Below are 11,882 nucleotides of genomic sequence, written 5' to 3'. Positions count from 1 at the left end.
AAAGGATAAGGTTAAAATTCTTATAAATTTTAACCTTAGCCCTCAAAGATGCGGTACTATATATAGGGATAGAATCCCTATATAACGATATAAAAAGTTAAATTATTTAACTTCTACTTTAGCTCCAGCAGCTTCTAACTGAGCTTTAATTGCTTCAGCGTCAGCTTTAGAGATTCCTTCTTTAATTGTTGAAGGAGTTTGCTCAGCAGCATCTTTAGCCTCTTTTAATCCAAGACCAGTAATTGCTCTGATTTCTTTAATAACATTGATTTTTTTATCTCCTGAATCAACGATAATTACGTCAAACTCAGTTTTTTCTTCAGCAGCTTCAACAGCAGCAACTGCTCCACCAGCAACTGCAACAGGTTGTGCAGATACACCAAATTTTTCTTCAAACTCTTTTACTAACTCTGATAGTTCAAGAACTGATAAACCAGAGATAAATTCTAAAACATCTTCTTTAGAAATTGCCATAATTTTTCCTTTTTAATTTCTTATTTTATATATTATTATTGCTTAAATAATTAAGCCGCCTCTTCTTCTTTTTTTCTTCTAAGAGCATCAAGACCAATAGTAAAGTTTCTAACTGGTCCCATCCATACAGATGCAAGCATTCCAAGAAGCTCTTCTCTTGATGGTAATTTAGCAAACGCATTAACTCTAGAAGCATCACAGATTTCACCTTCGATGATACCAGATTTAATTGAGAATTTATCTTTTGTAGAAGATGCAAACTTATCAGCTACTTTACAAGCTGAAATTTGATCTTCTGACCATAAATAGATATTTGTTCCATTTAAATCAACATCACCAAGTTCTGCTGCTTTTACAGCTTTAGTTACTAAACTGTTTTTTACAACTTGAACTTTTGTATTATTTGCTTTAGCATCTTTTCTTAGAACTTCTAGTTCTTTATGAGTAAGACCTTTATAGTCGCAAACTACAACAGCCAAAGAGTTTTTGAACTCAGCAGCTAAGAAATCAATAATCTCTGATTTTTTATTTCTAGTCATTATATTTCCTCCTTTCAAAACATCATCCTAGGCGGGACTTACAAAAAGACGAGGAGTCTTTTTACCAGCTGTCTTCAGTTTTATTTCAGTGCTTTGAACACTCAAAAATATTGAACCAATTCAACACTTTTGAATGCAAAAAAGATAAGGAGAACCTTATCTAATTTCTAATAATTCCATATTATCTAAAATAACTGATGGACTCATAGTTAAACTAATAGCTGCATTAGTAATATATCTTCCTTTTGCAGTTGAAGGTTTTGCTCTATTAATAGCTCCAATGAAAGCTTCAGCATTCTCTTTTATAGCTTGCGCTGAGAATGAAACTTTTCCAATAGCAGCTTGCATATTACCTTTTTTATCAACTCTATAAGTTACTTGACCACCTTTTGCATCATTAACAGCTTTTGTAACATCCATAGTTACAGTTCCTGTTTTTGGATTTGGCATTAAACCTTTTGGTCCAAGAATTCTTCCAACTTTTCCTACAATTCCCATACAATCAGGAGTTGCAACTAAAACATCGAAATTAATATTTCCAGCTTGAATAGCTTCTGCTAAATCATCATTTCCTACAATATCAGCACCAGCAGCTTTAGCTTCATCCATTTTTGCACCTTTTGCAAAAACAGCAACTCTAACAGTTTTACCAGTACCATTTGGAAGAACAACAGCTCCTCTAATCATTTGATCTGCATGTCTTGGATCAACATTTAAATTTAGTGCAATTTCAACACTCTCATCAAATTTAGCAGATTTTAAATCTTTTACTAAATTACAAGCTTCTTCTAAAGAGTATTTTCTCTCTTCAACTTTAGAAGCTAATGCTTTATATCTTTTTGAAACTTTTGCCATATTTACTCCGCAATGTTAAATTTTTTGCTTCCACTTTTTTTAAGTCTTGTGGTTAGACTAGTTTTTTATAACTCTACATCAATTCCTATTGATCTAGCACTTCCAGCAACTATTTTTGCAGCTACTTCTTTATCGTCTGTATTTAAATCTTTAATTTTCATATCAACAATTTCCATAACTTGTGCTTTTGATAGTTTTCCAACTTTATTTTTAAGTGGATTATCGCTACCTTTTTTTACACCAGATATTTTTTTAATTAACTCTGTCATTGGAGGTTGTTTTACTTCAAATGTAAAGCTTTTATCTGTATAAATTGTAAGAACAACTGGTAATCTATAACCAGCTTTATCTTTTGTTTTTTCGTTAAATGCTTTACAGAATTCCATAATATTAACACCTCTTTGTCCAAGAGCTGGTCCAACTGGAGGTGATGGATTTGCTGCACCCGCAGGTATTTGTAGTTTTAAATAACCTTGAATTTTCTTAGCCATGCTATTCCTTTATTAAATTTTTAATGCTCAATGATTAGACATTAGGCAAAAAAACTCTAAAAGAAGCTAGTTTCTTTGCCTAATGCCTAAAATATATAATTATACGATTCTCTCTACTTGAGTATAAGAGATTTCAACAGGAGTATTTCTTCCAAAAATAGATACATTTAATTTTAATATACCTGAAACTAAATCAAAATCTTCAACTATACCATTAAAGTTAGCAAAAGGTCCTTCATTTATTCTAACCATTTCACCCTCATCAAAAGAGATTTTAGGTTTAGCTGCTGCTTTATTTTTAGCTTTTTCTAATATAAGATTTATATCTTTATCACTTAAAGCTGTTGGTTTTTTTGACTCTCCAATAAATCTTCCAACTTTTGGCATTGATTGGATTCTATGCCATAATGCTGTATCTAAATCAATTTTAGCGAAAGCATAAGCTGGATAAAGTGGTCTTTCAATAATTACTTTTTTACCTTTTTTTACTTCAATTAAATCTTCCGTTGGAACTAAAACTTCTAAAATTCTATCATCAGCCATTTCATCTTTTAACTTTAAAATAGCTTTTTTCACAGATAACTCACTACCTGAATAAGTTTGTATTGCATACCATTTATGTGCCATATTTTTCTTCCTTAGTTAATTATCATTGATAAACCAAGAGACATAGCACCATCAATTAAAGCTAGAAACAAGGCTATTACTGTAACAACAATAAATACTGAAATATAAGCAGTTCTTATCTGCTCTTTAATTGGAAATATTACTTTAGATAATTCAGCTTTTACACTGTTAAAATAGTTACTAGCTTTACTCAAAATAGACTTCCTCTTTATATAATTTATCTTTAACTCTCTAAAAAGAGAAGAACTCTCTTTAAAAAATCAAAAGTGGCAGGCCAGGAGGGACTCGAACCCCCATCACTCGGATTTGGAATCCGATGCTCTACCATTGGAGCTACTGACCTATGTAAAAAGCTTGAGATTTCTCTCAAGCTTTAATGACTAAGATTTTAACTTCACTTCTTTATGAATAGTGTGTTTTTTTAATCTTGGACAATATTTTTTAACTTCAAACTTTTCAGTATGAGTTTTTGGATTTTTCCAAGTAGTGTAGTTAATATCTCCACTCTCTTGGCATTTTAATCCTATTTTAATTCTTATTGCTGCCATAAAGAATCCTTATTTAATGATTTCTGAAACAACTCCAGCACCAACAGTTCTTCCACCTTCTCTAATAGCAAACTTTGTTCCTTTTTCAAGAGCAATTGGAGCAACTAATTCAACAGTCATCTCTACGTTATCACCTGGCATAACCATTTCAGTACCTTCCATTAAAGTACAAGAACCTGTAACATCTGTTGTTCTAACATAGAATTGTGGTCTATATCCACTAAAGAATGGAGTATGTCTTCCACCCTCTTCTTTTGAAAGAATATAAACTTCACATTTAAATGATGTATGTGGTTTAATTGTTCCTGGCTTACAAAGAACTTGTCCTCTTTCAACCTCTTCTTTTTTGATTCCTCTTAAAAGAATACCACAGTTATCACCCGCTTGACCTTGATCCATCTCTTTTCTAAACATCTCAACACCAGTAACAGTAGTTTTTCTAGTGTCTCCAAATCCTACGATTTCGATCTCTTCACCAACTTTAATTGTTCCTAGTTCAATTCTTCCAGTAACAACAGTTCCTCTTCCAGAAATTGAGAATACGTCCTCAACTGGCATTAAGAAAGGTTTATCAGTATCTCTTTCAGGAGTTGGGATATACTCATCAACTGCATTCATTAATGCAACAATTTTTTCTCCCCATGGTCCAACTGAACCTTTTTTAGCTTCTTCTAAAGCTTGGAATGCAGAACCAGCAACGATTGGAGTATCATCACCTGGGAAATCATAAGTAGAAAGTAATTCTCTAATTTCCATTTCAACTAACTCTAACATCTCATCTTTATCAGCTGGATCTAATTGATCTTCTTTGTTTAAGAATACAACAATATATGGAACCCCAACTTGTTTTGAAAGAAGGATATGCTCTCTTGTTTGAGCCATTGGTCCATCTGTTGAAGCGATAACTAAGATAGCTCCATCCATTTGAGCAGCACCTGTAATCATGTTTTTAACATAATCCGCGTGACCTGGACAATCTACGTGAGCATAGTGTCTTTTATCAGTTTCATACTCAATATGAGAAGTAGCAATAGTAATTCCTCTTTCTCTCTCTTCTGGAGCGTTATCGATTTGATCATAATCTCTCATCTCTCCACCATATTTTAAAGCTAATACAGCTGAAATTGCAGCAGTTGTAGTAGTTTTACCGTGGTCAACGTGTCCGATTGTACCAATGTTTACGTGCGGCTTATTTCTTGAAAACTTTTCTTTTGCCATAGTGTTGTTCCTCTTCTAAAATTATTTTATTGCTTATTGCCCTCTGAGTAGATAAGCCTTTTGGCTTCTCTATTCAGAGGGGATTTGCACAAAATGTGCCAAGTATTATATACTGTAAATACTAAAAACTAAATTAATGGGATTAAATATATTAATGAGTTATAAATATATGTGCAAATATAACTCAGCTCCCAGTAATCAATAAAAATGGAGCGGGAGACGAGACTCGAACTCGCGACAGTCTGCTTGGAAGGCAGAAGCTCTAGCCAACTGAGCTACTCCCGCAACATTAAACGTGGTGGTGAGAGAAGGATTTGAACCTTCGAAGCCGTAGGCGGCGGATTTACAGTCCGCAGGATTTGACCACTCTCCAACCTCACCTTATAAAAATTATTGCTCTGGTCAAGCGCTGTTTTTGAAAACTTACGCACGACAAAAATGGAGCTGGTGAAGGGAGTCGAACCCCCGACCTGCTGATTACAAATCAGCTGCTCTAGCCAACTGAGCTACACCAGCATCCATAAAATGGTGGTTCGAGACAGAATCGAACTGTCGACACAAGGATTTTCAATCCTTTGCTCTACCGACTGAGCTATCGAACCACTGAAATTGGAGTGAGATTATACTACCTAATATATTAATATTAACTTAAATTTTTTACAAATTCTTTGAATATTTCACCTCTTTGTGCATATGACTTAAACTGATCTAAAGATGCAGCTGCTGGGGATAAAATAGCAATACTATCATCTTTCATATTTTTATCTATCTTTTGAACTGCTATTTCTAAATATAGGCATTCAAATACTTTTATACTATTTTCTTTGCAAAAATCTACTATTTTTTTTGTATTACTACCTATTGCATAAACTACAATATCAAAATGTTTTATATTTTCAAATAGAGGGGAAAGATTTGCACCCTTATCATCTCCACCCAAAATTATATGTATATTTCTATTTTGAAAAGGAACTAAAGCATTTATTGTTGCATCAACATTTGTTGCTTTACTATCATCTATCCATACTCTATTTTTTTTATCTTTAAACTCTTCAACTTTGTGTTTATCGATTTTAAAACTATTTATTAAATCATAATCTACTTCATCAAATAGTATTTTACTTGTTGATAGAGCCATTATTGAATCTATTAAAAATGGTTCATTAAAATTGATTTTAGATTTATCTATTTTAAACTCTTCACATAAATCATCACTACAGCTATAATAAATAGTATGTGCTTTTGTTTTAATGTTTTCAAACTCTCTTGGTAAAATTACAATATCATTCTCAAACATAAGTTCAAGTGGTTTTAATTTTGCCTTTTTATACTCTTCATAAGTTCCATGCCAAGTAATATGATCTTCACTTATTGGTAAAAGTATATATATATTTGGTTTTGCTTTTTGTGTATAGTGAAGCGTAAATGATGAAGTTTCAAGTATCCATATTTTTTTAGATTTATCTAGTTTACTTAATGGAACTCCAATATTTCCACCACAAACAGAGTTATGTTTTTGTAATATATATTGACACATTTGAGTAGTAGTTGTTTTACCATTTGTTCCACTAATCCAAATTGAAAAAGGCATATCATCATAAAACAGATCATAATCACTAATTATATTTTTAGAAGCCTGTACCAGTTTATTATGTGGTGGAATTCCAGGGCTTACAACAGTAAGAGTATCTGACTCTTTATCATATATATCAAAATCGCTATCATCATAAATTTGTGATTCTGGAAATCTATTTTTTAAAGCTAATGCTGTTTTACCTTTACCTAATATTCTAAATTTTTTCATTTATCTAATCTTTAAACTTAATAGTGCAATTAAATTGGCCATAAAAGATATTATCCAAAAACGAACAATAATCTTATTCTCTTTCCAGCCTTTTTGCTCAAAGTGATGATGTATTGGTGCCATAAGAAAAACTCTTTTATGTCTTAATTTATAAGATCCTACTTGAAGCATAACAGAAACAGTTTCCAATACAAAAATAAAACCAATAGCTAAAAGCAAAATTTCAGATTTTGAAACTATTGCAAAAAATCCCATTAAAGCTCCCAAAGGAAGAGATCCGCTATCACCCATAAAAACTTCAGCTGGATAAGCATTAAACCATAAAAATCCAATCAATGATCCAACAATTGCGGCTCCTAAAATTGCCAACTCTCCAGCCTGAGATATACTTGGAAGCAGTAAATAGTTTGAAAAAACTATATGCCCTACTGTATATACCAAAATTGATAGAGTTGTAAATGCTAAAATTGATGGAACAGTTGCTAAGCCATCAAGTCCATCTGTAAGATTTACGGCATTTGATGAGCCAACTATTATAAACATCCAAAAAACAATTGCAAAAACTCCCATTTCAAATAGTGGATATTTATAAAATGGTATGTACAAATCACTTGTATGTCCAAAATAGAATATTAAACTTACAACTATAGCTGCACTTAAAAATTGTAAAACTAGTTTCATTTTAGCACTCAAACCCTCGCTATTGTTTGCTTTAGTAATTTTCTTATAATCATCTCTAATTCCAATTAGTGAGAATAAAGCTAGTGTTAAAAGTCCTCCAAAAACATAAAAATTATTTAATTTTGCTGTTAAAATTGTTGCAATTATTGCAGAAAATATAAAAACAACTCCACCCATAGTTGGAGTTCCTGCTTTTTGTTTATGAGCTTCTGGTGCTAAATCATAAATTGGCTGAGAAGCATTTTTACTCTTTGCCCATTTTATAAATTTTGGCAATAAATACATAGTTAAAACAAAAGCTACAAAAAAACTTATTCCTGCACGAATTGAAATATATTGGAAGATATTAATCTCAAGGTGTCTATAAAACCAGTAAAACAATTTAAACCTTTTTTGGATAAGATTGTGGGATTATATTATATAAAATATTTTAAAAGGTTTAAATAGATGAGTAATAAAACACTATTAATAATAACTGACGGAATTGGACATAATAGCTCTTGCAATTTTAATGCTTTTTGTAATGCAAAAAAACCAACATATGACTATCTTTTTAAAAATGTTCCTTATAGTTTAATTCATACATATGGGGAGTATGTTGGGTTACCAGATAATCAAATGGGGAATAGTGAAGTTGGACATATGACTATTGGAAGTGGAAGAGTTTTATATCAAGATTTAGTAAAAATTCATTTAGCTATCAAAAATGATACACTTAAAGATAATGTTATTGTAAAAAATACAATTGAAAAATCAAACAATATTCATCTAATTGGACTTGCTAGTGATGGTGGAGTTCACTCTCATATTGATCACATTATTGCTTTGGCAAAAATAGCTCAAAATAAAAATAAAAAAGTTTGGCTTCACCTTATAACTGATGGTAGAGATGTTGCGCCTGATTGCGCAAAAATCTATATTGAAAAAGTTATAAATATTTGCAATGAGAATATAAAAATTGCAACAATCGGCGGAAGATATTATGCAATGGACAGAGATAATAGATGGGATAGAGTAGAACTTGCTTATAATGCAATTGCAAATGCAACTCCTAAAACCAAGGATAATATTTTAGATTTTATAGATAACTCTTACAAAAATGAGATATTTGATGAGTTTTTAATTCCAACTGCACTAGATGGTTATGATGGAATTAAAGATGGTGATGGAGTTATTTTTTGCAATTTTAGAAGCGATAGAGCAAGAGAGCTTTCAAGTGTATTTGCAAAAAATGATTTTAAAGAGTTTGAGAAAAAAATATTAAATATTCAAATTGCGAGTATGACTTTATATGATAAAAATATTCCAATTCCTGTAATATTTGAAAAAGATAATCCAACAAATACTTTAGCGCAAGTTATTTCAGATGCTGGCTTAACTCAACTTCATACAGCAGAAACTGAAAAATATGCTCATGTAACATTTTTCTTTAATGGTGGAGTTGAAGAGCCATTTTTAAATGAAACAAGAGTTTTAATACCTTCACCAAATGTTGCAACTTATGATTTACAACCCCAAATGTCAGCTCCAAAAGTAGCAGAAGCTGTAAAACTTGCTATGAAAAATCAAACAGATTTTATTGTTGTAAATTTTGCAAACGGTGATATGGTTGGTCATACTGGAGTTTATGAAGCAGCTATAAAAGCTGTTGAAGCTGTTGATTATGAACTTGGGCTTATTTTAGAAGAGGCAAAAAATAGCAACTATAATATAGTATTAACATCTGACCATGGAAATTGTGAGATGATGAGAGATGAAAATGGAAATACTCTTACAAATCATACAGTTGGAGATGTTTATTGTTTTGTGATTGCACCAAATGTTAAAGAGGTAAAAACTGGAAGTTTAAATAACATTGCACCAACAGTTTTAAAACTTATGGGACTTGATATACCAAAAGAGATGGATGAGCCTTTAATATAATGATTGATATTAAAAAATTAAAAATCTCTTACGAGAATATTTCATTAGTTGATATATCATTTAAAATAAATAGTTCAATAGCTTTAGTAGGAGAGAGTGGAAGCGGTAAATCTCTTACTTTAAAAGCTCTTTTAAATATGCTTCCTACTAATTTAAGAGTTGAAAAAGAGATAGAGTATGAGTTTGAACTTGATTCAAATACAATTGGTTTTATTCCTCAAAATCCATTTTTATCACTCTCTACTATGACAAAAATAAAAGATCAAATGTTTTGTGAATTTAGTAAAGTAGAAGAAGTTTTTAAACTTTTAAACCTATCTTTGGATATTTTAGAAAAATATCCTTCACAAATTAGTGGTGGTCAAGTTCAAAGAGTTGTAATTGCAATAGCAATTAGCAGAGATATTAAACTTTTACTTTTAGATGAACCAACTACTGCTTTAGATTTTGAAAATAAAACAAATATTATAAACATAGTAAATAGTTTAAAAGAGCAACTTGGAATTAAAATTCTTTTTGTAACTCACGATATAGCAACAATAGAGAATATTTGTGATGATATAATGATTTTAAAAAATGGAAAAATTATTGAATCTGGTACAACAAAAGAGATTTTAGAAAATCCTCAAACAGCTTACACAAAACTTTTAATAAGTTCTAGCTTTAAAAATAAAGAATTTAGGAAATAAAATGTTAAAAAAATTTACAAAGATTATTTTTATACTATCTATATTTTTAGGTATTGCAATATTTGTTTTTTTGTATGATTTATATCAAACAATAAAAGATGATATAGATAAAGTTGTAAACTATAAACCAAAACTTAGCACTCAATTTTATGATAACAAAGGAAGACTTCTAGCAAATACATTTAAAGATGAAAATCGTGAATATGTAATTTATGATGATATTCCAGCTCGTGTAATTGAAGGATTAGTTGCTATTGAAGATACACAGTTTTTTGAACATTATGGAATAAATCCTGATGCAATTAGCAGAGCCATGATTAAGAATATTCAATCGGGTGGATATAGTGAAGGAGCTAGTACTTTAACTCAACAATTAATTAAAGTATTAGTTTTAACTAGAGAAAAAACTCTTTTAAGAAAGGTAAAAGAGGCTTTATTATCTTTAAGGCTTGAAACAATTTTAACAAAAGAGCAGATTCTAGAGAGATATTTAAATGAGGTATATTTTGGTCATGGTTATTATGGAATACAAACAGCTGCAAAAGGATATTTTAATAAAAATCTATATGAGTTAACTTTGAAAGAGATTGCAATTTTAGTTGGACTTCCAAGAGCTCCAAGTTTTTATGATCCAACAAAAAATCTTCAAATATCACTAACTAGAGCAAATCAAGTTGTATCAAGAATGCATACTCTTGGCTGGATTAATGATGAGCAATATGAAGAGGCTTTAAGTGAAACACCTGAAGTATTTAATCAAACACTTACACAAAATGTTGCTCCTTGGGCAATTGATTATGCTGTAAATGAGCTATCAACTCAATATCCAGATATTTTATATGGTGGATATAAAGTCTATTTAACTTTAGATTTAGATTTACAAAATATTGCTATTGATGCTTTAAATAAATCATATAATTTAGCAATAAATAGAAATGCAAACTATATTAAAGAGTTAGAGGAAAAAGATTGGATAAAAAATCCTCCAGCAGATGTAGAGTTAGATTATATTGATGATGAATTATTCAAAAAAGAGTTAAATGGTGCTTTACTTTCAATGGAAAATAGCACAGGTAAAATTTTGGCAATTGTAGGTGGAGTTGATTATAGTAAATCTATGTTTCATAGAGCCTATCAATCAAAAAGACAAGCTGGAAGCGCTATAAAACCATTCTTTTATCAAACAGCTTTAAACGAAGGGTATAATCCAGCTACACAACTTTTTGATATAAGTAGAACATACACATTTGAAGTTGATGGTGTTGAGCAAAGATGGTCACCAAGAAATTATGGAGAAAATTTTAAAGGTGTTGTAACTTTAAGAGAGTCTTTAATGCAGTCAAGAAATCTCTCAACACTAAATTTAGTAACAGATGTTGGAGTTGCAAGAGTTACAAGAGATTTAAAAAGATATGGATTTCAAAATATTGTAAATGATTTATCTATAACTTTAGGTTCTATGAGTGTAAATTTAGTGGAATTTTCTAGTGCTTTTTCAATCTTTTCAAATTATGGAACTCAAGTTAAGCCTTATATAGTTGATAAAATAGTTGATAGAAGCAATCAAACTGTAAATTTTGAACCACAAATAACTTTCCAAAATAGTGAAGAACAGGCATATTTATTAAGTTCAATTTTAAAAGATACAGTTGATAGCGGAACAGGAAGAAGAGCAAAAGTAGCTGGAATTGAACTAGCTGGGAAAACTGGTACAACAAATGATAATATGGATGCTTGGTTTTGTGGATATTCACCAACAGTTCAAACTATAGTTTGGTTTGGAAATGATAGCAATATGCCAATGAGAAAAACTGAAACAGGAAGTACAATAGCAGCACCCGCTTTTGCACATTTTTATAGAAAATATTTAGAAATTCATCCTGAAACACAAAGAACATTTATAAAACCACAAGGTGTTTATTCTACAATATATAAAGGGAAAGAGGAGTATTATACAAAAACTTCACCTCTTCCTGATGGTGATTCTGTAATAACTATAGATCCAAATAACCAAAATCAAATAGAGTTTTAAT

Annotated in this window: 13 protein-coding genes and 5 tRNA genes; 3 read left to right on the top strand and 15 right to left on the bottom strand. The window is 30.7% G+C overall.

What is annotated here, in order from left to right; all coding sequences use genetic code 11:
* Window positions 1–102: 102 nt before the first annotated feature.
* From rplL to mraY, 15 genes are all read right to left on the bottom strand, one after another.
* A complete protein-coding gene (gene rplL, locus ASKIR_RS02455; protein ID WP_066159173.1) occupies window positions 103–474 on the bottom strand; it encodes a 50S ribosomal protein L7/L12 in 372 nt (123 codons plus the stop codon).
* Window positions 475–524: 50 nt separating this feature from the next.
* A complete protein-coding gene (rplJ, locus tag ASKIR_RS02450; protein WP_066159189.1) occupies window positions 525–1,013 on the bottom strand; it encodes a 50S ribosomal protein L10 in 489 nt (162 codons plus the stop codon).
* Between the two features lie 156 nt (window positions 1,014–1,169).
* On the bottom strand, window positions 1,170–1,868 hold the full coding sequence (rplA, locus tag ASKIR_RS02445) for a 50S ribosomal protein L1 (protein WP_066350501.1): 699 nt from the start codon (window positions 1,866–1,868) through the stop codon (window positions 1,170–1,172).
* 65 nt (window positions 1,869–1,933) lie between these two features.
* On the bottom strand, window positions 1,934–2,359 hold the full coding sequence (rplK, locus tag ASKIR_RS02440; protein WP_066159180.1) for a 50S ribosomal protein L11: 426 nt from the start codon (window positions 2,357–2,359) through the stop codon (window positions 1,934–1,936).
* Window positions 2,360–2,458: 99 nt separating this feature from the next.
* Window positions 2,459–2,986, bottom strand: a complete 528-nt coding sequence (gene nusG, locus ASKIR_RS02435; RefSeq protein ID WP_066159183.1) for a transcription termination/antitermination protein NusG — start codon at window positions 2,984–2,986, stop codon at window positions 2,459–2,461.
* Between the two features lie 11 nt (window positions 2,987–2,997).
* On the bottom strand, window positions 2,998–3,180 hold the full coding sequence (gene secE, locus ASKIR_RS02430; RefSeq protein ID WP_066159185.1) for a preprotein translocase subunit SecE: 183 nt from the start codon (window positions 3,178–3,180) through the stop codon (window positions 2,998–3,000).
* Window positions 3,181–3,253: 73 nt separating this feature from the next.
* A tRNA-Trp gene (locus ASKIR_RS02425) sits at window positions 3,254–3,329 on the bottom strand.
* A gap of 37 nt (window positions 3,330–3,366) precedes the next feature.
* The gene (gene rpmG, locus ASKIR_RS02420; RefSeq protein WP_066159193.1) at window positions 3,367–3,525 is read right to left on the bottom strand and encodes a 50S ribosomal protein L33; all 159 of its coding nucleotides are present in this window, start codon (window positions 3,523–3,525) and stop codon (window positions 3,367–3,369) included.
* 18 nt (window positions 3,526–3,543) lie between these two features.
* Window positions 3,544–4,752 (bottom strand): elongation factor Tu, encoded by a 1,209-nt coding sequence (tuf, locus tag ASKIR_RS02415; RefSeq protein ID WP_066350498.1) that lies wholly within the window; start codon window positions 4,750–4,752, stop codon window positions 3,544–3,546.
* A gap of 208 nt (window positions 4,753–4,960) precedes the next feature.
* Window positions 4,961–5,037, bottom strand: a tRNA-Gly gene (locus ASKIR_RS02410).
* An 11-nt stretch (window positions 5,038–5,048) separates the two neighbouring features.
* Window positions 5,049–5,133, bottom strand: a tRNA-Tyr gene (locus ASKIR_RS02405).
* Between the two features lie 58 nt (window positions 5,134–5,191).
* A tRNA-Thr gene (locus ASKIR_RS02400) sits at window positions 5,192–5,268 on the bottom strand.
* 10 nt (window positions 5,269–5,278) lie between these two features.
* Window positions 5,279–5,354 (bottom strand) — tRNA-Phe (locus ASKIR_RS02395).
* Window positions 5,355–5,395: 41 nt separating this feature from the next.
* Window positions 5,396–6,556: a UDP-N-acetylmuramoyl-L-alanine--D-glutamate ligase gene (gene murD, locus ASKIR_RS02390; protein WP_066352326.1), complete on the bottom strand. Its 1,161-nt coding sequence runs from the start codon at window positions 6,554–6,556 to the stop codon at window positions 5,396–5,398.
* Window positions 6,557–7,618 carry a phospho-N-acetylmuramoyl-pentapeptide-transferase gene (gene mraY / locus ASKIR_RS02385; RefSeq protein ID WP_066352329.1) on the bottom strand — a complete coding sequence of 354 codons (1,062 nt, stop codon included), beginning with the start codon at window positions 7,616–7,618 and terminating at the stop codon, window positions 6,557–6,559. It abuts the gene before it with no gap.
* A 66-nt stretch (window positions 7,619–7,684) separates the two neighbouring features.
* Here mraY and gpmI point away from each other — a divergent pair, with 66 nt between their 5' ends.
* From gpmI to ASKIR_RS02370, 3 genes are read left to right on the top strand one after another with little or no spacing between them, the layout of a single operon-like run.
* The gene (gene gpmI / locus ASKIR_RS02380; protein ID WP_115588433.1) at window positions 7,685–9,160 is read left to right on the top strand and encodes a 2,3-bisphosphoglycerate-independent phosphoglycerate mutase; all 1,476 of its coding nucleotides are present in this window, start codon (window positions 7,685–7,687) and stop codon (window positions 9,158–9,160) included.
* Window positions 9,160–9,849 carry an ATP-binding cassette domain-containing protein gene (locus tag ASKIR_RS02375; protein WP_066162287.1) on the top strand — a complete coding sequence of 230 codons (690 nt, stop codon included), beginning with the start codon at window positions 9,160–9,162 and terminating at the stop codon, window positions 9,847–9,849. Before gpmI ends, ASKIR_RS02375 begins: the two co-directional genes overlap by 1 nt.
* A gap of 1 nt (window position 9,850) precedes the next feature.
* Window positions 9,851–11,881 (top strand): penicillin-binding protein 1A, encoded by a 2,031-nt coding sequence (locus tag ASKIR_RS02370; RefSeq protein ID WP_066352339.1) that lies wholly within the window; start codon window positions 9,851–9,853, stop codon window positions 11,879–11,881.
* The last annotated feature ends 1 nt before the right edge of the window (window position 11,882 follow it).

The sequence above is a fragment of the Aliarcobacter skirrowii CCUG 10374 genome (assembly GCF_003544835.1).
GTDB lineage: Bacteria > Campylobacterota > Campylobacteria > Campylobacterales > Arcobacteraceae > Aliarcobacter > Aliarcobacter skirrowii.
The sequence above is the reverse complement of the archived record's forward strand: the minus strand, read 5'-3'. Positions and strand labels throughout refer to the sequence as shown.